Raw genomic sequence first — 25,050 nt, 5'->3', positions numbered from 1 at the left:
AAGCGACGCGCAAACGGAGCCGGTGGCCGTCGTCGGCCTGGGACTGCGGCTGCCGGGGGCCGACAACCCCGCCCAGTTCTGGGACCTGCTGAACCGGCCCCGCGACCCGTTCAGCCGGCCCGGCGGCCGCTTCCGCCTCGAACACTTCCTCGACACCGACCGGCGGACCCCGGACCGCACGTACGCCCCCGTCGCGGGCTACATCCACGACGCCCCGCAACCCGGCGAGCCGCTGGAGGTCCGCTGGCTGCGCGAGTGCGCCCGCCAGTCGACCGCCGGGGTGCGCGTGGACCGGGTAGGTCGCGCGGTGTGCGCGGTGGGCGCCTGGCCGGGAGGCAGCCAGGCACTGCTGCACACCGTGCTGACCGACCTGCTGGTCCGCCGGTGCTCCGCCCCGGGCGGCGACGGCCCGCTCGTGCGGGCGCTGCGCACCGCCCTGCCCTTCGCGCAGCCCCAGTGCCCGCAGGCCCCCGAAGCCGTCCGCGCCGCCGTCGAGGACCTGCTGCCCGCCGACACCCGCGTGATCACCGTCGATACCGCCTGCTCGTCCGCGCTCTACGCCATCGACCTGGGGGCCAGGCACCTGCGCACCGGCCGGGCCGACATCGCCCTGTGCGGAGGGGTGTCGGTCCTCGAACCCACCATGCAGGTCCTGTTCTCCGCGATCAACGGCCTGTCGGCCCAGGGGCGGCTGCTCGCGCTCGACGCCCGGGCCGACGGCACCCTGTTCAGTGACGCAGCCGTCCTGGTAGCGCTCAAGACGCTGCGCCGGGCCAGGAAGGACGGCGACCCGGTGCTCGCGGTCCTCGCCGGATTCGGAGCCGCCGCCGACGGCCGCGGACGTTCGATCGCCGCCCCGAACCCCGGCGGCCAGGTCCGCGCCCTGCAACGCGCCTGGCACGAAAGGGGGCTGGCGCCCGAAGACGTCGACTGGATGGTGGCCCATGCCACCGGCACGCGAGCCGGAGACGCGGCCGAGATCGAGGCCCTCTCCGCCCACGCCCCCCGGACCGGCTGGACCTGCACCGCGACCAAGACCCTGGTCGGCCACGCGGGCTGGGCCGCCGGCGCCGCGTCCGTCGCCCACGTCCTGCTCGCCCTGCAGCACCGGACGATCCCCGCACAGCCCGGATTCGACGAACCGCCCCGCCCTCTCGGGCGCCTGCGGGTCCCGACCACCCCGACCCCCTGGACCGAGCGCCGGGACCGGCCACGCACCGCGGGCGTCTCCGCCTTCGGATTCGGCGGCACCAACGCCCACCTCCTGCTGGCCGACGCGCCGGAGGCGACGGAAGGGCTCGGACAGGACCCGGGCCCCGCCCCGGCCGACGAGCCGGTCGTCCTGGTCGGCTGGAGCGCCCTGCTGCCCGACGGACCCGGTCCGGAAGCGATCCTCGACTGGCTGACCGGAGACGGACCCGCACCACCGGAGCGCTTCCCCCACGACCCCGAGCACCTGCCCGCCTTCGCGGAAGTCGGCCTTCCCGCACCGACCGCCCGCGCCGTCGACCGGGCTCAGGTCCTCGCGTTGCAAGCCACCCACCGCTTCGCCACCGAGCACGGTCCGTTGTGGGAGGCCTGCCCTGACCGCACCGGGGTGATCGCCGCCCACGCCGGAGTGCCCGCCGCCTTGGCCGACTACGCCCTGCGCGCCCACGCCACCACCCTGTCCGCGGCCCTCGCGGACCGGCCCGACGCGCTCGCCGCGGTGCAGCGCCTGCTGGAACAGGTGGAACGCCGGACCCCGCCGGCCGGCCCGGACGCCATGCCCGGCGTCCTGCCCAACGTCATCCCCTCCCGGATCGCTGCCCGCTACGACCTGCGCGGTGCGAGCATCTGTCTCGACACCGGCGACACCTCCGCCGCCACCGCCCTCGACACCGCTGCCGCCTACCTGGCCACCGCGGACCTCGACCTCGCCCTGGTCGTCGCCGCGGACGCCGGAGCGCTCCGCCCCGGTCCCGAGAGCGCCCCCACCCGCCGCGAGGGCGTCTTCGTCCTCGCTCTGGCGCGTGTCGACGCCGCCGAACGCCACCGGTGGCCGGTCCTCGCCCACCTCGTTCCCGCGTCGCCGGACGCCCCGCCCACTGCGGACACCCCGCCGTCCGGGCACGGCCTGCACGCCGCCGCGGACGCTGCCGACCTGCTCGCCCGACTGGCCCGGACGGCGACCGCCGACCGCGGAAGAACCCCCGTCTTCCGCCTGCCGCCTCCCGGCACGCGGCAACCCCGCCTGACGCGGCGTCACGTCCTGCGCGCCGCTCCATTCCCTTGGCGGCCCGGCCCCGGTGCCGTTGCGCCCGCTCCACCGCACGCCCTCGTCCTCACCGACGACGCCGCCACGGCGGTCCGGCTCGCCGCCCTGCTGGCCGGGACGCCCGTCACCCTGTGGTGCACCGACCCCGAAGCGCTCGACGTCCACCGCCCCGGCCCCCGAGCGATCGACGCCGCCGTCGACCTCGCCCGAGGCCACATCCGCGTAGTCACCAGGCCCTCCGCCCGGCCCGCCCCGCCCACCGACGCCGGCCGGCGCCTGCACGAACTGCTGTTCACCGCCCTCGCCCACACCCGGCGCACCGGGCGCACCGGCTCCCTGGGCGCGGTCGCCCTCGGCACCGCCGACCACCCCGAAGCAGCCCTGCTGGCCGCCCTGGTCCCCGCACTGCGCGCCGACCACCCCGATCTACCCGTGCGCACCGTCGCCGCGGACACCGACGACCCGGAGCTCGCATGGCAGCGGCTGAGCCGCGAATGGACCAGCGCCGACGGCAGGCCCGCCACCGCCTACGACGGCGCCCGGCGCACCGTACGGCAGCTTGTTCCCGCACCCCTGGCGTCCGCCCACCGACCCGCCTCCTTCCGCACCATCCTCGCCAGCGGCGGAACCGGCGGAGTCACCACCACCCTCCTTGCCGCCCTCGCCGCCCGCGAACGCCCCGACACCATCTGGCTGCTCGGCGCCACCGACCTCGACGCGCTCCCCGCCCAACTCCTCGCCACCGACGAGAGCGACGTCCCCGCCCTCCGGGCCGACCTGATCGCCCGACACCTGCACGACGGGGCACCGGACGTCGCCGCGGCCGCCCGCCGCGCGGACCGGCTGCTGGCCGGCCGCCGCGCCGCACGCAACCTGGCCCGACTGCGCCAGCAGGCACCAGGCACCACCGTGCACTACCTCGCCCACGACATCACCGACCCGAGCGCCGTCCAGGCCGCGGCCCGCCGGATCCTGGCCGAGCACGACCGGCTCGACCTCGTCCTGCACGCCGCCACCCGCAGCCGCACCGCCCCCCTCGAACGCAAAACGCTCACCGACTTCCGCCTCGTACGCGACACCAAGATCACCGGCTACCACAACCTGCGCACCGCCTGCGCACCGCTACGCCCCCGACTGTGGTGCAACATCGCCTCCGTCGCCGCCTACTACCCGCTGCGCGGCGAGATTGACTACGGCCCGGCCAACGCCTACCTCCTCGCCGCCGGCCGACCCGGCGCCGAGGACCCCGAGATCACCATCGGCCTGCCGCTGTGGCGTGACAGTGGCTACTTCGCCGCGCAACCCGCCCTCCTGGAGCGACTGATCGACGATGGTCGCCTCACCGCCGTTCCGGACGTCGAAGGCGTGGCCATGGTCCTCGCCGAACTCGACGCAGCCGCCTCGCCCCAGGCGACCGGGGCCTGCGTGTACCTGGGGACCAAGGAGCGCAGCACACTCACCCGCGAACTCCCCGGCCTGCTGGCCGACCCCGCCGATCCCGCCACCGCCGGCCCCGTCACCCCCGGTCCGGTACGGGCCCGCGCCCGCGCCGCCGACACGGCGCCCGCGTTCCTCACCGGGCCTGCCCGGGAAGGGCCCAACGGCTCGCTCTCCTGGACCCTCGACCTCGACGACCACGCCCACGACTACCTGAAGCACCACCTGGTCCACCAGAGACCCACCGTGCCCGGCACCCTGCTCCTGGCCATCGCCGCGGAAGCCGCCGTGGCACTCCGCCCCGGCCACACGCCGACCGCGATCCGCGACGCCTCCTTCGAAGGCTTCGTCCGCCGCTCCCACGGGCCGACCCGACGCACCTACACCGTCACCGCCCGGCACGACCCCGACGACGTCCGCACCGTCACCATCGACCTGCACGGCAGCGGACACGTCAGCGGCGCGCCCCTGCCCCGGCGCCGGCACTTCCGCGCCACCGTCCTCCTCGACCGGCCGCCGCCACCCCGGCCACCCGCCCGGCCCGCCACGCCCGGGCACTTCCTGCCCCCAGACCCCTACTACTACCCCGACTCGCCGATCCACCTCACCGGACCCTTCGCCAACACCCGCCGCTGGCAGCGGACACCGGACGGCCCCACCGCCCTGTGGCTACCACCACCCACCGCCTTCGACGACCACCCCGTCCTCGGCCGAACCGCCTTCCCCGCCCTCCTCGCCTGCGCCGCGCTGCGCACCCGCACCCTCCTCCCGGCACCGGACCGGTCCTCGGTGGTGGTCGCCCCGCAGCGGATCGCCGCCATCGACCTCCACCTCCCGGGCGGCGACCTCCTGCTCGCCCACGCCCACCCCGGCGGCATCACGGTGCACTGGGACCCCCTGCTCGACGAGTACCGCGCACTCGCACCGGACGGCAGCCGGCTCCTGCACGTCACCGGATTCCAGGCCGCCTCGGTCGGCGGAACCGGCCCGCTCACGGACCGCCCCCCGGCGGGACCGGCCGCTACCTGACCGGTCGTGTCGCCGCGGCCCCGGAGCCCGAGCGGACCGCCGCCCTCCGCCCGCCCGCCGCGAGCCACCCGGCCCGAGGAGACCGTCATCCACAGTGAAAAGTCCTGAACCATGTGCGGCGGTGGCACCGGCCAGGGGGGAGCAGCAGCCGTGCCAAGGCACTCCAAAGGCGCCCCCAGGCTGCGTGGCTGTTTCACCCCGGGGCCCCTGGGTACCCGCCGGAGCGCTGCCGGAGTGCTGCCGGAGCGCCGAAACTCCCGTAAGCGACCCGGCAGCGGAAGCACCGTTGCCCTCCCCTGGGTGAACGGTTCCCAGAGGTGCGCCGGAGTCACGGCCCCCGTCGCCGTACACGCGAGAGCCGAGTCCTCAGTGTCATCCCCATCACCGCACTGCCACAACGCCAAGGGGCACATCATGAAGGCAGCGGTATACGCAGGACCACGAACGGTCGAAGTGAACGACGTACCGGACGCGAAGATCGAGCACCCCTGCGACATCATCGTCAAGATCACCAGCGCCAACATCTGCGGTTCGGACCTGCACATGTACGAGGGCCGCACCTCGTTCGAGTCCGGCCGCACACTGGGGCACGAGAACCTCGGCCAGGTCGTGGAGGCCGGCCGCGCCGTCAGCAAGGTCAAGGTCGGGGAGTACGTGGTCCTGCCCTTCAACATCGCCTGCGGCTTCTGCAAGCAATGCGAGCAGGGCCTGACCAACTACTGCCTGACCATGCAGCCGGAACCCGCCCTCGCGGGAGCCGCCTACGGATTCGCCGACATGGGCCCCTACCAAGGCGGCCAGGCTGAACTGTTGCGCGTGCCCTACGGCGATTTCAACGCGCTGCGCCTGGGCGAGGACGCCGCCGAGCGGCAGACCGACTACGTGATGCTCGCCGACATCTTCCCCACCGGGTACCACGCCACCGAGATGGCCCACGTCAAGCCGGGCGACCAGACCCTCGTCCTCGGAGCCGGCCCCGTCGGGCTGATGGCGGCCTACTCCGCCCTCCTCAAGGGCGCCGGGCGCGTCTGGGTGGCAGACCACCAGCCCGACCGGCTGCGCATGGCGGAGGAGATCGGGGCCATCGCGATCAACACCGCCGAGCAGGAACCGGCGGAGGTCGTCAAGGAGGCCACCCTCGGTCTGGGCGCCGACAACGGCTGCGAATGCGTCGGCTACCAGGCCCACGACCCCCAGGGGCACGAGGACGCCGGGCTCACGCTCAACGGCCTGATCGACTCGGTCAGGTTCACGGGTGACATCGGCGTCGTGGGCGTGTTCCTGCCCCAGGACCCCGGCGGAGCGGAGGCCCAGGGCGAGCTGGAGGCCCAAGGCAAGGTCCCTATCGACTTCGGCATGATGTGGTTCAAGGGCCAGCGCATGGGCACGGGGCAGGCGCCGGTGAAGAAGTACAACCGGGCCCTGCGGGATCTGATCGCGGGCGGGAAGGCGAAGCCGAGCTTCATCGTGTCCCACGAGCTGGGACTGGACGAGGCCCCCGCCGCCTACGAGCACTTCGACGCCCGTGACGACGGCTGGACCAAGGTGGTCCTGCATCCGAACGGATACGGGAACGGCCACAAACGGTAGGAGACCCCAGCTCGCAGTGCGGTCGGCCCACTTCTGCAGGGGGGCGAGATGGTCAGCCAGCCAGCCAGCCAGCCAGCCAGCCAGCCAGCCCGCCCGTCCGCCCGCTCCGCCGAGCCCGTGAGGACCGGGCCGACGCAGCCGCCCCGGCCCGACCGGCCAGATCGCCGTCCGGCGCGGAAAGCCGAAGCCCAACGACTGCGCCAACGCGCTACGCGCCGACGCCCTGGGCGCGCTCATTTGTCCAGCCACGCGGAGACCAGGGGCGCGGAGGGACACTGCACCGGGCCGCGCTCGGGGTGGTCGAAGGAGGACGGTACGAGGAGGCCCTCATCGGCCAGGGCCGGGAAGCGTTCGGTGAGCCGCGAGCTGTGCATGCGTCCCTCCCAGGACAACTCATCGGTGGATCTCTCTGTCCCCTCCCCTGTCCTGGACCTGTCACGGGTGACGGTCCCTTGCCCGAGCAGACCGCTGCTGCGGATCGGCTCCCCGAGCGCGCGCCTTCGCCGCGCGGGGTCCTGCCGACGACAGCGCTCGGTGTCCGGTATGGGGGAAGTTCGTCTCCCGTTCGGGGCGCGTCGCGAATCGGTTGGGGGCGCGAAGGAGCGTTCACCGGGCTTCCTCCGCAGGGGCGGCGCGAGCCGGGATCCTTGCGCGCCGGGGGCACGGTGAAACGGTCTACATGCGAACGGCGCTGATTGCAGGTCACCTTCTGGGTACCGCTCCGGTCGGTTCAGGGGCTGGTCTGAACCATCAGATCGGCAAGGTGCCTCAGGGTTCGGGCGGGGCCGTCCTGGCAGGAGGCGAGTTCCAGGTGGTGGAGTGCTTCGGCGAGGTGGTGCCGCAGCCGGTGTGCGGCCCAGGATCGGGCGCCGGTGTCCTGGATCAGCTGTGCCATGAGGGCCGGGTCACCGTCGGGGGCGCCGGGTTCGTAGAACCGGGCCAGCCGGCCTCCGCCGGGGGTCTTGGAGGCCAGGGCGGCGATGACCGGCAGGGTTTTCTTGCGGCGGGCCAGATCGGCGTACGCGGACTTGCCCGTGGCCTGGGGGTCCGCCCAGATGCCGTGCAGGTCGTTGGCGATCTGCCAGGCCAGGCCCAGGCCGCGGCCGAAGTCTCCGAGGCTGCGGGCCCGGTCCGGGGTGGCGCCGCCGAGCAGCGCGCCGAGTTCGGTCGAGCAGCCGACCAGCGCGGCGGTCTTGTCGGCGGCCATGGACAGGTATTCGTCGACGGTGACGTCGGTGCGGTGTTCGAAGTCGACGTCGGCGGCCTGGCCCTGGCACAGCTGGACGCCGGTGGTGGCCAGCCGGGCGGCGCCGGTCGAAGGTCAAGGGGGTTCCGGCCTCCCGTCCGGCCCGGTTGACCTCGCTGGCCAACTCGGCGGCGCTCCAGTCGGCCTCCGCCAGCAGGGCCCGCAGCGAATCGTTCGGACGGCGCGGCGGTGTCATGGACGTCCTCCCTCCGCGTACGGGCACACGGGCCTCTTCACCGGCTTCCCGGCCGCATGGTGCCACGGTCGGCTCCGCGATGTCAGGCGGGCACGCTCGGCAGCGGGCAGTGCCAAGGACCGGAGGTTGCCACAGGTCACGGCGGTGACCAGGCGAGGGGGCGGGCGGGTTGGGTGAGCGGCGGTTTCAGCGGGCTGTCATTTTCAACACATCGGCTCTCGCCGTACGACACGGCCTGGCGCGGACGCTCCGCACGGGCTTCGTGAAACGCCGTCTACTCAGGTTGAACTCGCCTTGTCGTAGGCGCTGAGAGCTGTCGATCCGTGGGGATGCCCTCGTTGTGCGATACGCGCAGGGGGCGGCTTCACTGCCTAGGAACAGCAGCGCCGGGAGCGGATGCGGCTTGATGCCGCTGAACGGTTCGAGCGTGGTGACGGCAACAGAAAGATCGCGGCTGACCTGAGGGTCACGGTGCGATCGGTCGAGCGGTGGCGCCGGGCTTGGTGGGAAGGCGGCGCGGTGGCTCTGGAATCGAGGGGAGCGGGAACAGCTGGTCCACCCCGGTGGTCTCCACGACTTCCAGCACGTACGGTGTGGCCACGGCGAATCCCGGGACGGCGGTTGTGCTCCGCCGCTTGCCGGTGGGGGCGGGCTGGTCCAGGTATCCGGGAGTCTGACGCCGGTGGGCCGGACTCCTCGCGGGGAGTCCGGCCCACCGGTTCGTGCGGGTGTGCTGTGCCGGGGTCAGCAGCTGGTGGTGGTGTCCCCGGTGTCGACGGTGCAGGTGTCGGTGCCCAGGCCGCCGTTGGCACTGTCGCCGCCGGTGCCGTCCTGGACGTCGATGGAGTCGTTGCCGGTCCCGCCGCTCATGATGTCGGTGCCGTCGGTGTCGATGAGGACGTCATTGCCGTTCTGGCCGTCGAGGTCGTCGTTGCCGGGGCCGCCGTAGATGTGGTCGTTGCCGTTGTCGAACAGGTAGAGGAGCGAGCCGAGCAGCGTCTCGCCGTAGTTGGTGTCGTTGCCGGCTTCGCCGTAGAGCCAGTCGGCGCCGTTGCCGCCGCCGATGACGTCGTTGCCGTCGCCGCCGTGGATCACGTCGTCGCCGTTGCCACCGTCGACGGTGTCGTTGCCGGACCCGGCGTAGATGATGTCGTCGCCGTTGCCCCCGTTGATGGTGTCGTCGCCGCCCAGTCCGCAGATGACGTCGGCGCCGCTGGTGCCGGTCAGGGTGTCATTGCCCGGGGTGCCGGTGATGGTGCAGCCGTGGCCGTTGTTCACGGTGGTGGTCTGGGTGGCGGTGTTGTTGGCCGGGGTGGTGTCACCGATGGCGGAGGTGGTGGTGCCGGTGGCGGTCACGGTGCCGGTGGCCTGCGGCTCGACGGTCACGGTGATGGTGGCGGAGGCGGCGTTGGCCAGGGTGCCGAGGGTGCAGGACACGGTCGGGGCGGAGACGGTGCAGGAGCCCTGGGAGCTGGTCGCGGAGACGATCGCCGCCGAGGCACCGGACAGGGTTAGCGTCGAGGCGGTGCCCGTGGCGGTGTCGGCGCCATTGTTGGTGACGGTCTGGGTGTAGGTGTAGGTGTCGCCGAGGGCGGCCGGGTCGGCGGAGTCGGTGACGGTGGTGGCCAGGTCGGCGTTCGGGGCCACGTAGGTGTACTGGTCGGCCGGCCCGGTGGCGCTGGCGCCGACCGGGGTGGTGACGGTGACGTCCACCGTGCCGGCCGCGCCGGCGGGGGCGGTTGCGGTGATGGAGGTGTCGGAGTTGACGGTGAAGGCGCTCGCCGCGGTGGTACCGAAGGCGACGGCGGTGGCGCCGGTGAAGTCGGTGCCGGTGATCGTGACCGTGGTGCCGCCCGCGGTCGGCCCGGAGGCGGGGCTGAGGCCGGTGACGGCCGGGGCGGACTTGTCGTAGGTGTACTGCCCGGCGGAGCTGGTGCCGGAGGCGGTGGTGACGGTGACATCCACGGTGCCGTCGGCCTGCGCGGGGGCGATGGCGGTGATCTGGGTGTTGCTGTTGACGGTGAAAGAGGTGGCCGGCACGGTGCCGAAGGTGACGGCGGTGGCCGCGAGGAGGTTGGTGCCGGTGATGGTCACGCTGGTGCCGCCGATCTCCGGGCCGTGGGCCGGGGAGAGGGCGGTGACGGTCGGAGCGGGGATGGGGACCTCGGTGGCGTGGACGCCGCCGGGGTTGTTGAAGCCGCCGCTGACAGTGGCGGTCACGGTGTTGGTCGCGGGGTTGATGACCGAGACCGTGTTGCCGGCGCCGTTGGTGACGTAGGCGTGGGTGCCCGCCGCGTCGATGCTGATGAACTGCGGTGAGGAGCCGACCGGGATGGTGGCGGTGACGGTGTTGGTCGCGGTGCTGACCACCGCGACGGTGTTGTTGCCGTTCAAGGTCACATACGCGGTGGCCCCGTCCGGTGTGATCGCCACGCCGACCGCGGTGCTGGCCAGCGGGATGGTGGTGGTGACCGTGTTGGTGGCGGTGCTGATGACCGAGAGGCTGTGGCCGTTGAGGTTGGCCACGTAGGCGCTGGTCCCGTCGGGGGTGACCGCGATGTCGATCGGCAGCGTGCCGACCGGGATCGTGGCCGCCACCGTGTTGGTGGCGGTGTTGATGACCGAGACGGTGTTGGACAGCTGGTTGCTGACGTAGGCCTTCGACCCGTCGGGGGTGATCTCGATCCCGTAGGGGTTGGCGCCGACCGACACGGTGGCGGTGACCGTGTTGCTGGTGGTGTCGACGACCGAGACCGCGGCCGCACGGAAGTCGACCACGTACGCCTTGGCCCCGTCCGGGCTGAACGCCACGTTGACCGGGCCGGCCCCGGCCGTGACCGTCGCGGCGACCGTGTTGGTGGCGGTGTCGACGACCGAGACGTTGTTGCTGCTGTAGTTCGGCACCCACAGGCGCGTTCCGGCCGGGTTGGCCGTGATCGAGCGGGGCGAGGAGCCGACCGGGATCGTGGCCGTCACCGTGTTGGTGGCCGGGTCGACGACGCTGACGCTGTTACCACTCTGGTTGGCGACGTAGACGACCGTGCGGGTCGGGGTCGCCGAGGCCGGGCCGGCGGCCACGGTGAGCACGCCCGCGGCGGCGAGCGCCAGGGCGGACACCGCGCCGGTGGCTCGGCGCCAGCGGGCGCGGGCAGGGCGGGGCAGGACTGATGCGGACAAGAAGATCCCCTCCAGGGCACAAGGAAGCCGCGCCCGGCGGCCCCGGGGCGGATACGCCCGGCGGGCCGCCGCCACGCGACAGGAACAGCACGAAACGGCAGTTCAACAGGCAGACACGACAAGGGAGTTCGCCCCGGCCCGGGTGAGCGGGCCGAGCCCGTGGGCGGCCCGCCTGGAACAGTCTCCGGGCAAGCGGACGGACCCGTACCGGGAACCGCCCGAGATGGCGCGTTCACGACCGGCGCACCCGGCGCACACCACACCCACCCCAGAGCCACACCAACTGCCCGGCCGCTGGTTGTCCCCGGGCCGCCGCTCCCAGCCGTGGACCGTGACCACTGCGAACCGCCTCCCAGGGCATGCCGTGGCACTCGTCTCCTCCACAGCGGTGCGCCGAAGCCTGTGCGGGCGAGACCGTTCCCAACGGGCTCGTACGGCACCGTCGGGCGCGAAATCGCCCCCTGGTGCGGGAGCGTGACGGCGCGCACGGTGACATCGGGCGGACGATCACCGACGGTCGTTCACCGCCGGGCTCAGATGAGAATCGCGGCGAGGTGGAGTGCCGCCTGGAAGGCGATGGCGAGCTTGTCGCACCGCATGGCCAGGTGTCGGCGTGCGAGTTGAAGTGCAGAGGTATGTACGAGTGAACGTGCAGAACGGCATGCAGACGACTGGGACTTGATGCCAACAAGCTCGTCAAAGCGGATCAAGCCCACGCCCTTCAGCGGACGGCCACGCCACTGCCCCACGGCCACCATTGCCCGGGAAGGACATCACCGCGATCGCACGCAGCCTGCCGGCTGACGTCCGACTCGTCGACGACTTCTTCGAGAGCTGCTTCTACCAACGGGAGGACCACGAGCACCGCTAAAGGTTGTTGCAGAAGGTGGTGGCAGGGCAGGGTGAAGTGCGCTCTGACCTGGTGTTTCATCCGGTCAGGGCGAGGTTGTGCATGTGGGCGACGGCCTGCACCGCGTGGTGCAGGCCGTCGTTCTTCTGTCGGCAGTCGCGGAGGATCTTGTAGTTCTTCATGCGGGCGAAGGTGTGCTCGACGCGGGCGCGCACGCGTCGGTGTTCGGCGTTGTCCTCCTCCTGGGCCCGCAGCAGGGGGCGGCCCGCGCGTCTGCGGTGCGGGACCACCAGGCCGGTGTTGATGTAGGCGCCGTCCGCCAGGACCGTGGCGTTGGCGCACCGCGCGGGCAGGTCGCAGGCCCGCCAGACGTGGGCGTCGGCCTTGTTGCCCGGGGCAGGGCGGGCGGTGGCGACCACGAGGCGGGTTTCCGCGTCGATGACGACCTGCACGTTCGCCGAGAACCGGTAGTTGCGGCTGGACGCGCCCACGCCGCGGTCGCGGACCGGGATGAGGGTGCCGTCCACGATCCACAACCGCTCGACGCCCGGAGCCGGCCGCCGCACAGGCTCAAGCGCCAGCAGCGGGCCCAGACGCTGCACGACGCGGCACACCGTTGCAGTCGAGACGCCGAACAGCGGCGCCAACTGCCGCATCGTCAGGTTCGTCCGGTAGTACACCGCCACCAGCAGTACCCGCTCCGCCAACGGCAGACACCAGGGCCTACCCCCACCGGGCCCGTTGCCGCCCCGCTCCCGCACCACCTTCACCAGGCCTTCGAACTGCCGCATCCGCAAACCTGTGAATGTCTCCACCCACAACGGCTCAACCCTCAGCACCCCACCCATACAGGAGAAATGCCCCGATCCCAGCCTTACGGAACAATCTTTAAACCACGCACGAGGTCGTTAGGTAGGAAACGGTGTTTCCAAGCACTGCGGTAGCGCTGTCCACTGTGGCATCCAAGCGCTCGCGGATTTCCTCGGACATGCTGCTTCCTCCCAACGCGTAAGTGGTGAGGGCTTGTTCGAGGGTGGCTGTGTGGTGGGGGGCGAGGACGGTGCGGATGGTGGGGTGGGTGAGGAGGTCGCGTAGGGCGTAGCCGTCGCCGGATCTTTCTGTCCGGTCGGCGGTGGCCAGGGCGAGGTTTCGGGCGGCTGGTGTGCCGGGTGTGGTGGCGTCGACGACGGTGAGGGCGAGGCGGGTGGTGAACACCGCGAGACCGTCGCCGGGTTCTAGGGCGGTCCAGAGGTCGGCGGCGTGTTCGGCGGCGTGCTGGTCGCCGGGGCGGCACAGGGCGGTGAGGGCGGCGGTGACGGCGTCCTCCCACGGATCGCCGGGTTCGGTGTCGTGGAGGAGGGCGAGGGCGGTGGGGTGGTCGCCGGTGGTGGCGGCGGCGAGGACGGCGGTCTGGCGGCCGTCGAGGATGCGGCGGCCGATGCCGCGGTGTTCCTCGATGTGGCGCAGGGCGTCGTGCCAGCGGCCGGCGGTGGTGAGGGCGCGGGTGCCGTCGGCGATGACGACTCGCCACAGCCACTGGCGGACTTCGGCGCGCTGCTGGTCGGTTGCGGTGAGGCGGGCGGGGATGGTGATGCCGTCGACCCTCGTCTCGGTGGAGGTGGTGACGGCGCGGTAGAGGTCGAGGAGGAGTTGGTGGCCGTGCTGGTGGCGGCCGGCGCGCAGGTGGAGGCGGGCGAGGTTGACGAGGGGTTCGAGGCCGCGGACGGCGCTCATCGCGGAGAGCGGGCCGCGGGTGAGGTAGAGGGTGGCGTGGCGGTGGCACAGGGCGCGGGCCTCCTCGGGCAGGTCGAGGTCGGAGGCGAGCAGGGCGGCCTGGTTGAGGACGGTGGAGGCGAGGCCCGCGTCGTTCTGCCGGGAGGCCGTGTCGGCCAGCTCGGTGAGCCGGCCGACACGGGCGTTCAGGGGCAGGCACGCGGGCCGGATCCTCGGGACCAGCGGGAAGCGCTGGGCGGTGGGTCCGGTCGGGTGCACGGCGGCTACTCCCAGGTGATCGGGTGGTGGGGGCGGTCGAGGACGAAGCGGCCTGCGGCAGGGTCGGCGCTGGGCGGGGTGTCGGGGAGGGCGATGCGCGGGGTGCGGTCGCGGAAGCCGGCGTCCCAGGTGCGGATCCGCTGGGAGACGAGCTCGGCGAGCGCGGCGCCGTCGGGACCGTGGCCGATCACGCCGGTCTCGTAGGTCTTGCGGCCGTCGGGGGCGGGTTCGCCGGGACGCAGGGTGAGGTAGGCGAGGGAGGCGCCCTGGACGGTGGCCATGGCGCCCCAGCCGAACATGGGCGCGGCGGTGCCGTGTTCGCGGGCAGTGGCGCTGACGGCCATCCGGAGCAGGGAGTTGGGCAGGGTCAGGGCGAGGAACAGGTCCTGGTACTCGTAGGTGGTGCCGGCGGGGATGGTCACGCCGGTCCAGGTCTCGTGGCGGGGTGTGTCGAGGACGCCGAGCAGCAGGGTGGCGTCGGCGCTCTGGTCCTTGTGGACCTGGAGGGTGACGTCGCCGGTGCCGGTCAGGTCGAGGGTGCGGCGGGCGTCGTCCATGCTGCCGCGCAGTGGCATGAAGACGGCGAGCTGGTCGTCGACGGAAACCCAGGCGTCGGCGGCGCGTTCGAAGGCGACGGTGCGGGAGGCGTTGCCGCGCAGGCGCAGGGGCAGGACGATCCGGCCGGTGGGCTTGACCTGCTCCAGCCACGGTGTGGGCATCTCGCTGGTGCTGACGGTGGCGATGATCCGGTCCCAGGGCGCGCCGTCCGGGTGGCCGAGGGCGCCGTCGCGGAGCAGCACCTCGACGTTGGTGGCTCCGGCGTCGGCGAGGTGCTTGCGGGCGCCGTCGACCAGGTCCTCGTCGACGTCGACGGTGGTGACGTGGCCGTCGGGGCCGACGATGCGCCCGAGGTAGGCGGCGTTGACGCCGGTGCCGGCGCCGGCCTCGAAGACGCGCTGGCCGGGTCGGGCGGCGAGCTGTTCGAGCATCAGGGCGACGATGCTGGGCTGGGAGGCGGCGCTGATCTGCGCGCCGGAGCCGTCCGCCTTGGTGTAGACGGGGTTGTCGGCGTAGGCGGCTTCCAGCGGGAAGCCGGGGAGGAAGTGCTCGCGGGCGACGGTGCGGAAGGCGTCCTCCACCGGGGTGGTGCGGATCGCGTGCTGGTCGAGCAGGCGGGTGGTGAGGGCGTCGCGCAACTGGTCGGCGGTCGCGGCGGAGGGTCCGGTTTCGTCGCTCAGGGTAGTCATGTCGGTGACCTTAGTGGTTGCGGTGTTGGTGGCGGTCGAGGGCGCGGGGCCCTCATCGGAGTGGAAGACGGCGTCCAACGCCCGTGCGGCGAGGACTGCTTGGTGCTCGGTGGGCAGTCCGGCGCGGTTGGCGTGGAAGAGGAGGTGGTGGGCGAGGACGGCGCGCAGTCCACGGGTCAGGCGGCCGCCGCGGGAGAGGCGGGCGAGGTCCTGTCCGGCCTGCTCGAAGGCGTCGACCCAGGCGGCACGGCCGGCGAGCGGTGCGTCGTGGTGGGTGAGGGCGCGGGTGTCCAGGCGCATCAGGTGCCTGGCGGCGGCCGCCTGGCGGGCCGCCTGTTCCGGTCCGACGGGTGCGGGGGCGTCGCGGAGGGCGGCGAACTTGCCCCAGACGTCGCCCTGTTCGTACCAGTCGAGTCCGGCGGCGCGCAGCATCGCGGAGACCAGGACGGTGACGGTCTCGGCGCGGCCGAGGGCGGGTGGGCCCGGTCGAATGGCGCGGGTGAGGAGGTACCGGCTGTCGGTGTGGAAGAGGCGGTGGGCCACATCCAGGGCCTCGGGTCCGCCGAAGGCCGCGGTCTCGGGCTCGTAGACCACGGTGGCCCAGCCGGCGAGGAGCCCGGATTCGGAGAGGTTGTGCAGGAGCCCGGTGACGACGGGGACGGGAGCCGGGGCGCGGTAGCGCAGCCGCAGCCCGGCCTTGCGCATGTACCACCAGCCTTCCAAGTCGCCGGAGTGCTGGGCGAAGGCGAGCACGGGGGCGAGGTGGTGGGCGGCGGTCTGCTCGACGGTCGCGGGGTCCGGGAAGGCGAGGTCGTGCTGAATCCAGGTGGTCATTAGTCGTCCTTGGTCAGGCGGTCAGGAGGCAGCTGTCCCATCCGGTGGCTGGCACGGTGCCGGTGGCGGGGGCGAGCAGGGCGAGCGCGGTGCCGGCGGCGCCTTCCAGCAGCGCGGGCCCGGCGGCGTCGAGCAGGTGCCGGGCCTGCCGGTCGGGGTCGGCGTGCGGTGGGTGGGCGGTGTCCAGCAGGAGCGCGGTGGCCGCCCGCAGCCGGGCGGCGCCCGCAGGATCGGCGTCGGCGGCGGCCCGGTGGGCGATGTGGGCGAGCCCGGCGAAGCCGTGGCAGGCGGACAGGTCCGTGGTCGCCGCCAGGGCCGCCGGGTCGGTCAGCGCGGAGGCGAGCGCCTCCTCCGCCTGGTGGCGCAGCCGCTGGTCGTCGAGGGCGAGGGCGGCGAGCTGCTGGGCGCGGGCGAGGCCGGCGGTGCCGTAGCACCAACTCGGCCGCTGCACCGATGGCTTGTGTCGGGGGTGGGGGTGGTCACGAGTGGTCCAGTAGGGCCAGGTGTGGCCGCTACGCAAGCGTCCCAGGTGGGCCAGCACGGTGCGGATCGCCTCCCGCTGTTCGGCCACTTCGACGCCGTGGAGGAGAGCGAGGGAGAGCAGGGCGAGGGGTCCGGCTATGCCGTGGGCGAGGCCGTTGTTGCCGTGTCCGCCGGGGAAGCGCCGGTCGGGTTTCCCGGCGGGCCCGTCAATGGTCCACCAGCCCGGCAGCAGGTCGCCGTCGTGCTTGACGTCCTCGGTGAGCCGGACCAGGTGGGCCAGGACCTCCCGCAGGGCCCGGCCGTCGGGTTCGCGACGCAGCAGGAGGGAGCCGAGGCCGGCCAAGCCGCGGATGGTGTCGAACTCGGCGAGCGCCGGGAAGTCGCCGCGGGCGAGGCGGGTGCGGGCCTGCGCGCAGCGGCGCAACGCGTCGGTGGACATCGCGCGGTCGAGGTGGGCGAGGGCGGCCCGGTAGGTGCCGGGGCGGGCTCTGGCGGCGCAGTCGAGGGCGTGGGTGAGTGCGGGGGCGCCGTAGTAGAGGTAGCTGTCCGGGCCGCTGGTGACGGGGCCGTCTGCCGCGAGCGACAACCAGGTGGCCGCTGTCTCCCAACGGCCCCTGCCGGTGGCGGCGCGTTCGACGTGGAGCAGGGCGATGCCGGGGGCGCCGTGGGCGAGGGACTGGCGCCAGGACGGGTGTGCTGTCCAGGCTCTGGGCAGGGAGGCCGGGTCGGTGAGCAGGTCGGCGATCCGGTCGGACAGGTCCAGGGCGGGGTGCGGGGTGTTCACCGGGCACCTTCCCGTGACAGGCGGGCGAGGGCGGCGGCGCGGGCCAGGTAGAGGATCGCGGCCTCGTCGTCGAAGTCGATGCGGTGGGCGCGGACGTAGGAGCAGTGCAGCAGCGAGCCGAGGACGTCGTCGGTCCGGATGCCGTGGGTGTGCGGACCGGGGAAGTGGCGGCGGTAGGCGCGAAGGGCTCCGTCCCGGGGCGCCCAGGCGTCGATGATCGCGGTGCCGCCGGGCTCGGCCCGCAGGGCGGCGAAGCCGTCGGCCGGGTCGGCCAGGCGCACCGCCTCGGTGAAAACCGGTCGGGGGACGGAAGTCGGCGCCGTGGCAGGGACGTTGGCAGCAAGCCAGCGCAGTCCGTCGGTGGCGGAGCCGGTGAACGCGGTGGCGATGGCGACGGCGTGTGCGGCGAGCAGTGCGTGCCGATCGGGTCGTACCGAGGTGGAGAGGTGGGTGAGGACGGCGGCGGAGTCGGTGCGGAACACCTCTTCGGCGGCGTCCCACGCCGGTCCGTCTCCCCAACGGCCCTTCTCCCGGTAGGAGGTCGGGTACCCGACCTCGGACAGCAGCCCGGTCCCGTGCAGTTCGCCGGCCCAGGTGCTGACGGCGGCCGCGGTGGGGCCGAACGTGGCCGGCTCGGGGAGGGCGATGCGCAGGCGGAGTTGCTGGCGCGGGTCGCGGAAACGGACGAACCACCACTTCGGCTGCCCGAGCCGCTCCAGCAGCTCCGGCAGGTGCCGGACCAGGACGGTGTCCTGGCGCTCCAGGTCCCCGTACAGGGCGGCGAGCAGCACTCGGGAGGTGCCGGGCGCGTCGCCGTGGCCGCGCCGCAGTCGGCGGGTGCTCGTCGGCCGGGGCAGCGCCGGCCACAGGGCGGGACGCCGGGTGGCGGTGACGGGGAAGACGATCTCGTGGGCCCGGCCGCCCGCCCAACCGAGGTCGGCCGGCTCCGGGGCCTCCACCAGGACGGCGTGCGGCGCGGCGCGCAGGTGCTCGCGCAGCAGGACGCGGTGGGAAGGATGATCCAGGTCGAGCGGCAGGCCCTGGCCGTCGGTGGTGAGCGTCGCGTACCGGGGAGCGCGGTAGCGGTCGGCCCAGGCGGTGAACGCCTGATCCCACTGCTGGTGCGGGGAGTTGGCGGGCGGGAGGTCGGCGGAGGTGATCCGCCAGGTGGCGGGGGACAGGACGATCCGGCCCCACCGTAGCCGGGGGAGGAACGGCAGCGCGGCGAGGGCGCCCCACGAGAAGCGGACGGTCTGCGCGGTGTGGGCGCGGGAGAGTTCGGTGATCAACCGGGCGAGTGGTGGGGTGTGGGTGTGCAGGTTCAGCGCGTGGATGGCGGCGGCCTCGATCCGCACACCCCGCTCGGGAGCGGCCAGGTACATGCGGCGGCCGTCGCAGCCCACCGCCAGGTCCTCGGGCCCCAGGACGCCCTCGGCGGGCGTGCGGTGCTCGCCGAGGCTGATCACCAGCTGCCCGGTGGCCGGGCTGCGGGCGACGTGCCCGGTCGCCGGATCCAGCGGCGGGAAGGACAGTTGCGCGCTGACGGTGTCCTCGTCGGTGGCCGGCAGCGCGGCCAGCAACTGGAGGAAGGCGTCCCGGTGGGCGGGTTCGAGCAGGTGCAGGAACCGACCGACGGACACGCCCGCCGCCCGCGAGACCGAGGTGACCTCCAACCGGTACTCGCCCCGGTCGAGCGCCCGCACGTTCCGGGCGTGCAGCCGGGCCAGGACCTCCAGGTGCGGCGGGAACCGGGTCGCGCCCTCGGGCGTACCGAGGGCGTCGAGCGCCCGCTCGTCCAGCAGCACCTCCCGCTCGCCCGCCAGCGCCGCACGCTGCGCCAAGGCGGCGAGTGCCTCGTCACGGGCGTCGAACCGCGCTCGCTCGGCCGGCCGGGAACTCGGGAAGCCGTCCGGCCAGCCGATGCCGCTGTCGGCCACCACATCCAGCAGCGGCACCAACGCACCGCGCCCGTAACGCTCGTAGAACCGCTGGTGGTAGGCGCGCCAGGCCGACACGCTGTTCGGGAGCGGGCTCAGCCGGGCGAGCAGTTCCGCCGCCCGGGCCGCGTCCTCGGCCACTCGCGCCGGCAGGGCGAGGTCGGCGTCCAGTCGCAGGTCCACCGATACTGCGGTGTCGGCGACTTCGGGCACCTCACCGGTACCGGTCCGCTCCAGAGCCCGCAGCAGGTGGGCGTGGGGATCCGTCTCGGTCGCCGGGGCTCGTAGTGAACTGACCAGGGCGCCCTGGGCGACCAACTCACGGAGTAGACCGGTGATCTGTTCGGCGGACGCGGCCGGGAACTCGGCGATGGTCTTGTCGATCAACGTGCTGAAGAGGAGCGGGCGTTGGGAGACGGACATCGCGAACGCGACCGGCCCGGTGTGGCGCAGTGTGCTCTCGGCCGGCACGGCGCGCCCCGGCAGTGTGCGGTGCGGGACGACCAGGCGCTCCCCGCGGACCTGGGCGGTGTTGTTCGCCACCACCTCCAGCCGGGCCAGCACCTCCGGACGTCGCTCCAGTCGGTCGATCTGCTCGGTGAGCCGGGCGGCGGACGCTCGGGTGCTCCTGTGGTCGCCGGTGCCCCAGTCGGCCCGGGCCGTCCCTCCGACGGTCGCGGCTTGAACACCGGCGAACAGTCCGAACGGCGTCGGCCGTCCCTGGGCCCGCAGGACGTAGCGGGCGGTGGCCAGCGCCGCGCGCCGCACCCGGCCGGCCGCGGGCCGCTGGGCGGCCGACAGGTCCGCGATGCTGCGGGCGAGCGCCGGGCTGGCCAGCTCGACAGCCTCGGCCAACCGCTCGTCCGCCCACACCTCACGCAGCCAGCGTTCCTGCTCGCCGCCCGAACTTCCGCTTCCTGTAGCGAGATTCGGCAGGGCGCGCGTCGACAAGTCGGGGCGGACGACGGCGCGCACGAGCGCCACGGCGGCAGCACGGTAGGGCGCGGGGAGGGACACGGTGGCCTCGATTCGGTGGTGACGGTGGGGGCGCCGTCCGTGCGCCGGGGGCGTTCCCGGCGCACGGACGGCTTCGGGATCAGTGCAGGCCGGTGGTGCAGGCGCCGCAGGTGGCACCGCAGCCGTCGTCGGTGAGGACCTGCAGGCTGGCCGCGTCGACGGTCTCGACCACGGTGATGTCCAGGTCGAACTCGCCACCGGCCGTCGCCGTGGCCTGGGCGGTGATGTTCTGAGACATCGGGCTCCTCCTTCGGATCTCCCTCGCGGGACCTGGCGCCGGCGCGCGGGTGCGCGCCGCATCACCAGGAGTTCGTGGGCGGGGCCGGCCGGCCCCGGGGCGGGTCAGGCGGTCGGCGGTGCGGCGAAGCCCGGTTCGAGCTCCAGCCATCCGGCCGCGGTGCCCAGTGCCCGTAGCATCAGCCGCTCGCCGGTGAAAGCGCTGCGGCCGTGCAGGACGCGGTGGTTGTCGACGAGCAGGGCATGTCCGGGGTGCAGCCGGACGGTGGTGGAGTTCCGCCGCACGGCTTCCCGCAGCGCGGGCAGGTGCGGCACCACGTCGGGAGAGAAACGGGCGAGGGCGTCCTCGCGGAACCGGAGGTGCCAGCGGTCTCCGGCGAGCGGTTCGAGGACCGGGCTGAACCGGCCGTCGGCGCCACCGAAGTACGCCGCCCGGGGAGCGCTCAGGGCGGCGAGCGCCTCGGGGGCCAACCGCAGGACGTCCCCAAGCAGCTGTCGACCGTCGACCAGGACGCTGCTCCCGCCGGTCGTCCCCTCCCGCTGGCAGGCCAGCATGAGCAACCGGAGCGGGTCCTGCGCCTGCGTGCAGTCCGTGTGCGGGGGCAGGGCATCGTGCCCCAGACCCGCGAAGGTCGACCGCCCCGCGATCGAGGTGCCCAGGTCGCGTAGCACGGTCAGGCCGTCGGGACCACTGTCGCGGTGCCGTAGGACCGGCTCCATCAGCAGCTCGGCGGCTGCCCGGACCTCGGTCCTCCCGTGAAGGCCCTCCAGCAGCACCGTGCCGTGCTCGCGCAGCCGTTCGGCCAGCGCCCGTCCTGGGTGGGCGCCGCCGGTGGTCACGAGGGGGAGCGGGGCGAAGTGGTTCATGGCAGCGTTCGATGGCATGCGAATCCCCCTGAGCGGACAGGCGAGATGAGTGACGACAACTGTCATGGCCTGCGTGCTGAACGTAAAGTGACAAACTGTCACATCGTGATCATGGGTGTTCCGGACTGCGCGCCCGGGCCGAGCTGTTAGCGTCGAAACGCCCTCGCCCCACCGACCAGCACGGAAGAAGGCATGACCGCTCCTCCCCAGCAGCCGTACGTCCCCGCCCGGTTCCCGATCTCCGTCAAGGGCGTCGTCGTCGACGGCAGCGGCCGCGTGCTGCTGTTGAAGAACGAACGCGAGGAGTGGGAGCTGCCCGGCGGCAAACTCGAGGGCACCGAGACCCCCGTCGAGCGCGTCGAGACCGAGATCCACGAGGAGTGCGGCCTGCGCGCCACCGCCGGCGAACTGCTGGACGTGTGGATGTACGAGCCGCTGCCCGGCCGGCAGGTCTTCATCGTCACCTACGGCTGCACCCTCGCCGCCGACGACCGCGACCGCGCACCGGTCGTCAGCCATGAGCACAAGGAAGCCGGACGCTTCCACCGCGACGAAGTCGACGCCCTCACCATGCCCCAGGGCTACAAGGACTCCATCGTCCGCTGGTACCGACACCTCGACCAGGCGTGACCGATGCCCACGCCCCGGCCCGCCCCGCTCGCCGACGGGATCCGCTGGCGCTGGACGACGCCCAGGGCCCAGAGCGCCCTGCGCCGCCGCGACCTGCCGGAGATCCTCCAGCTCTACTGCGAGATCAACCAGCTCACCCAGCAGGACCTCGCCGACCTGCTCGGCTACTCCCGCAGCTACATCTCCCGCATCCAGACCGGATCGCGCACCCTCACCGACACCCGCTCGCTGCTCGCCCTCGCCCGGCGCCTCGGCCTGCCGCCGCACTGCCTCGGTGTCACCGACGAAGCCGACGGAGACCACCGCCTCGTGATCCAGCTCGCCGAGAGCGTCCTGCGCCTGGCCGAGATCGCCCGCCAGTCCGGTCAGGCCACCACCGCCGTCTCCGAACTCTGGCCGCTGGTCGCCCGGTTGGAAGCCCGCATCGCCGACGGCCACACCGACCTCGACGTCCTGCACCTGCTCGCCCGGGCCCGCACCAGCCTCGGCGTCGCCCTCGGCCACGTCCTGCCCGAGGAACGCCTCGCCGCCGCGGCTCGCTGGACCGGCAAGGGACTCGCCGTCGCCCAGCGCCTCGACGACCCGGCGCTGCACGCCCACGCCCTGCGCCACCACGGCAACGAACTGCGCAAGTCCGGCCTGCACACCCGCGCCCTCGACCGCCTGCACCGGGCCCGCGACCTCGCCCCCACGCCCACCGCCCGCGCCGAGGCCGTCGTCCTGCTGGCCCGCGCCGCCGGAACGGCTGGCCGGGCCGACGTCTTCGACGGCGCGGTCGAAGAAGGGCGGCGACTGCTCGACGAGACCGCACCGACCCCGCTCTTCTCCGCCTTCACCCTCGACGAAGTCCACCTGCGCGGACTGCTCGGCACCTCCCGCGTCCACACCGCCGCCGACCTGCTCGACCACGCCCCGAAGCCGGGCCTCAACGCCAGCGCCCAGTGGCGGATCATCTCCGCCATCACCGCCGGCCAGGTCCTGCTGCGCCGCGGCGACCAGGCAGGTGCACGGGAACAGCTCCACGCGGCGGTCGACGGAGCCGCCTCCCACCGGCTGCCGCACCAGCTCCAGCGGATCCTGCGCGCCAGTGCCGCCCTGCCCGACGTCCGGGACAGCGCCGAAGCCTCCCTGCAGGACCTGCGGGCCGCCATAGCGGCATGACGGAGCACCCTGGGGCTGATCCAGACTCCGGTGGCGTCCGGTCCGGCCCCGGCCCGCTCCGGGAGTCGTGGTTCGAAAGAGCGCTGTGAGCGCGGCGGCCAGCGGCCCGCTCGGGGTGAGCACCGGGGTCACAGCGCGGCCTGCGCGAGGACCAGTTCCTCCGGGGCGGCGGCCTGTTGGGCGGCCTGGAGGTCCAGCAGCGCGGTGAGCAGCGCCTCGTGGCTCATGCCCTGCGGGGCGTTGCCCTGATGGCGCCGGGTGTCGGGGTCGGCCTGCTCGGGCAGCAGGCCCAGGTCGCTGCGGACGCCCAGCAGCACCTCGATGCTCTCGCGCGCCCCTTCGGTGTCGCCGGTGAGGGCGCGTGCGGAGGCCAGCCAGGCGGTGCAGGGGAGGAAGGTGCCCTCGTGGCCGGGCAGGCCGTCGATGTTCGCCCCGTTCCCGTGGGTGGGGTAGCGCTCGACGAGGCCGAAGGGGCCCGCGCCGAGTTCGCGGGCGACGACTTCGACGGTGCCGGTGGCGAGCGGGTCGGCGGGGGCGAGGAGGCCGGTGGTGATGGCGTGCAGGACGGAGGCGTCCAGGTCCCGGCCGCCGCAGATCTGGGTGAGGGTGGCCCGCTGCGGGTCGGCCCCGGCCTCTCGGACCGTGATCCGTACGTATGCCGCCAGGACCTCCAGGCGCTGCGCGGTTGCCAGGTGGGCGCCGTGGTGGCGCAGCAGCTTGACCGCGCGGTCCAGTGCGACCCAGCACCAGATCCGGGAGGAGGTGTAGTGCTGGGGCTCGCCGCGGCTCTCCCACATCCCGCAGTCCCGCAGGTACCACGTCTGCTCGACCTGGAGGGCAAGTTGGAGCGCGTACTCCACCGCTTCGTCTCCTCCGGGCAGGTCGTGCAGCTCCATCTGCCACAGGGTGTCGAGGAGTTCGCCGGGGACGTCGAGCTGGAGCTGGTCGTCGGCGCCGTTGCCGACGCGCACGGGGCGGGCGACGCCGAGGTGGCCGGGCAGGTGGCCCAGGGTTCGTTCGGCGGTGTCGGTCGACCCGTCGAGCCGGTAGAGCGGGCGAAGCGCTCGGGGATCGGTGTGGGTGAGGATCCACTCGCGCCAGGCCAGGGCCTCTTCGACGAACCCGTAGCGCAGGAAGGCGCGGATGTACCAGGCGGTGTCGCGCGGCCAGAAGAAGCGGTAGTCCCAGGCCCTCCACTCCTGCTCCCCGCCCGGCACGGCGGTGCCGGGCAGCAGGTGCAGGAGGCGTTCGGGAAGGCTGGTGGTGGGCGCGGCGACGAACGCCCCGGTGGCGACGTCCTGCATGGCCTTGAGGGTGACCAGGGAGCGCAGGGCGGCGTCCCGGTAGGGGCCGGTGTAGGTGCAGGCGCTCGCCCAGCCCTCCCACCAGGCCAGCGTGGCGGTCAGTTCACGACCGGTCGGCGGAGCCGGCACGGGGTCGCCCGCGGCGCACCAGGTCAGCGCGAACACCCGCTGCTGGCCGGCGGCGAGGGTTTCCTCGGCGTAGTGGCGGCCGTAGAGGTTGAAGTGGAAGGCGCCGTCGAGCCAGTAGGTGTCGGCTCCGTCGGCGAACTGGATCCGCGGAACTCCGTAGGAGGCGGGGCGGGGGACGGGGGTGTTCGCGCCGTAGCCGGGCCGCACCGCGATCTCGGAGGCGACGGTGACCGTGCCCTCGGTGCACACGGCGATCCGTATCAGCTGCGCGGGCGCGTAACCGGTGGCGTCGGGCGCGACAAGGAAGTCGGTGACGGTGAGCGTGCCGGTGAGGGTGTGCCAGGTCTGCTCCACCACCGTGCTGGTGCCCACGTAGCGCCGCGAGTCGGCGGTCGGCGGTGCGGTGTCGAGCGCAGCGGGCCCCATCCGCCAGAAGCCGTGCGCCTCGGGGGCGTCGCTGAGCAGGGAGGTGAACACGGAGGGCGAGTCGAAGCCGGGCAGGCACAGCCAGTCGATCGCGCCGTCGGACGTGCTCAGAGCGGCGGTGCGGCAGTTGCCGAGGAGGGCGTGGTCTTCGATGCGGGCCGGGGCGGCGAGGGTGCGGGTGGTCATGAGGGAGGTCCTGTACTTGGGCGGGAGGTGGTGT

Annotated in this window: 15 protein-coding genes and 1 pseudogene; 5 read left to right on the top strand and 11 right to left on the bottom strand. The window is 73.3% G+C overall.

Annotation, left to right across the window (positions count from 1 at the left end; genetic code table 11):
* Positions 1-22: 22 nt before the first annotated feature.
* On the top strand, positions 23-4,723 hold the full coding sequence (locus ACZ3J7_RS26480) for an SDR family oxidoreductase (RefSeq protein ID WP_465625405.1): 4,701 nt from the start codon (positions 23-25) through the stop codon (positions 4,721-4,723).
* Positions 4,724-5,137: 414 nt separating this feature from the next.
* Positions 5,138-6,313 (top strand): glutathione-independent formaldehyde dehydrogenase, encoded by a 1,176-nt coding sequence (locus tag ACZ3J7_RS26475; RefSeq protein ID WP_465625403.1) that lies wholly within the window; start codon positions 5,138-5,140, stop codon positions 6,311-6,313.
* 233 nt (positions 6,314-6,546) lie between these two features.
* Here ACZ3J7_RS26475 and ACZ3J7_RS26470 read toward each other — a convergent pair whose 3' ends face one another.
* Entirely contained in the window at positions 6,547-6,687 is a 141-nt protein-coding gene (locus ACZ3J7_RS26470) for a hypothetical protein (RefSeq protein WP_465625401.1), read from the bottom strand.
* A gap of 356 nt (positions 6,688-7,043) precedes the next feature.
* Positions 7,044-7,613 (bottom strand): polyprenyl synthetase family protein, encoded by a 570-nt coding sequence (locus ACZ3J7_RS26465; protein WP_465625503.1) that lies wholly within the window; start codon positions 7,611-7,613, stop codon positions 7,044-7,046.
* Positions 7,614-8,151: 538 nt separating this feature from the next.
* Between ACZ3J7_RS26465 and ACZ3J7_RS26460 the strand changes: the two are divergent.
* Positions 8,152-8,271 (top strand): annotated as a pseudogene (locus ACZ3J7_RS26460) (helix-turn-helix domain-containing protein); the annotation flags it as partial.
* Between the two features lie 228 nt (positions 8,272-8,499).
* Here ACZ3J7_RS26460 and ACZ3J7_RS26455 read toward each other — a convergent pair.
* The 8 genes from ACZ3J7_RS26455 to ACZ3J7_RS26420 all read right to left on the bottom strand — a co-directional run bounded on the left by ACZ3J7_RS26455 (position 8,500) and on the right by ACZ3J7_RS26420 (position 21,198).
* Positions 8,500-10,932, bottom strand: coding sequence for an IPT/TIG domain-containing protein (locus tag ACZ3J7_RS26455; RefSeq protein WP_465625399.1), 2,433 nt, complete (start codon positions 10,930-10,932; stop codon positions 8,500-8,502).
* Positions 10,933-11,859: 927 nt separating this feature from the next.
* On the bottom strand, positions 11,860-12,630 hold the full coding sequence (locus ACZ3J7_RS26450; RefSeq protein ID WP_465625398.1) for a transposase: 771 nt from the start codon (positions 12,628-12,630) through the stop codon (positions 11,860-11,862).
* A 40-nt stretch (positions 12,631-12,670) separates the two neighbouring features.
* Complete coding sequence (locus ACZ3J7_RS26445; RefSeq protein ID WP_465625396.1) at positions 12,671-13,774, bottom strand: hypothetical protein; 1,104 nt, start codon at positions 13,772-13,774, stop codon at positions 12,671-12,673.
* Positions 13,775-13,779: 5 nt separating this feature from the next.
* A complete protein-coding gene (gene fxlM / locus ACZ3J7_RS26440) occupies positions 13,780-15,855 on the bottom strand; it encodes a methyltransferase, FxLD system (RefSeq protein WP_465625394.1) in 2,076 nt (691 codons plus the stop codon).
* A gap of 13 nt (positions 15,856-15,868) precedes the next feature.
* Positions 15,869-17,122: a lanthionine synthetase LanC family protein gene (locus ACZ3J7_RS26435; RefSeq protein ID WP_465625392.1), complete on the bottom strand. Its 1,254-nt coding sequence runs from the start codon at positions 17,120-17,122 to the stop codon at positions 15,869-15,871.
* Entirely contained in the window at positions 17,119-20,043 is a 2,925-nt protein-coding gene (locus tag ACZ3J7_RS26430; protein WP_465625390.1) for a lantibiotic dehydratase, read from the bottom strand. Before ACZ3J7_RS26430 ends, ACZ3J7_RS26435 begins: the two co-directional genes overlap by 4 nt.
* A gap of 112 nt (positions 20,044-20,155) precedes the next feature.
* Positions 20,156-20,314 (bottom strand): FxLD family lanthipeptide, encoded by a 159-nt coding sequence (locus ACZ3J7_RS26425; RefSeq protein WP_465625388.1) that lies wholly within the window; start codon positions 20,312-20,314, stop codon positions 20,156-20,158.
* Between the two features lie 104 nt (positions 20,315-20,418).
* Positions 20,419-21,198 (bottom strand): TauD/TfdA family dioxygenase, encoded by a 780-nt coding sequence (locus tag ACZ3J7_RS26420; RefSeq protein WP_465625386.1) that lies wholly within the window; start codon positions 21,196-21,198, stop codon positions 20,419-20,421.
* 174 nt (positions 21,199-21,372) lie between these two features.
* On the opposite strand from ACZ3J7_RS26420, the gene ACZ3J7_RS26415 reads away from it, so the two are divergent.
* Complete coding sequence (locus ACZ3J7_RS26415; RefSeq protein ID WP_465625384.1) at positions 21,373-21,810, top strand: NUDIX hydrolase; 438 nt, start codon at positions 21,373-21,375, stop codon at positions 21,808-21,810.
* A gap of 3 nt (positions 21,811-21,813) precedes the next feature.
* On the top strand, positions 21,814-22,971 hold the full coding sequence (locus tag ACZ3J7_RS26410; protein ID WP_465625382.1) for a helix-turn-helix domain-containing protein: 1,158 nt from the start codon (positions 21,814-21,816) through the stop codon (positions 22,969-22,971).
* Between the two features lie 128 nt (positions 22,972-23,099).
* Here the strand turns inward: ACZ3J7_RS26410 and ACZ3J7_RS26405 are convergent, their stop codons facing one another.
* The gene (locus tag ACZ3J7_RS26405) at positions 23,100-25,016 is read right to left on the bottom strand and encodes a glycoside hydrolase family 15 protein (RefSeq protein WP_465625380.1); all 1,917 of its coding nucleotides are present in this window, start codon (positions 25,014-25,016) and stop codon (positions 23,100-23,102) included.
* Between the last annotated feature and the right edge of the window lie 34 nt (positions 25,017-25,050).

The organism is Kitasatospora sp. NPDC015121, assembly GCF_055562955.1.
This window is presented reverse-complemented; position numbering and strand designations above follow the sequence as displayed.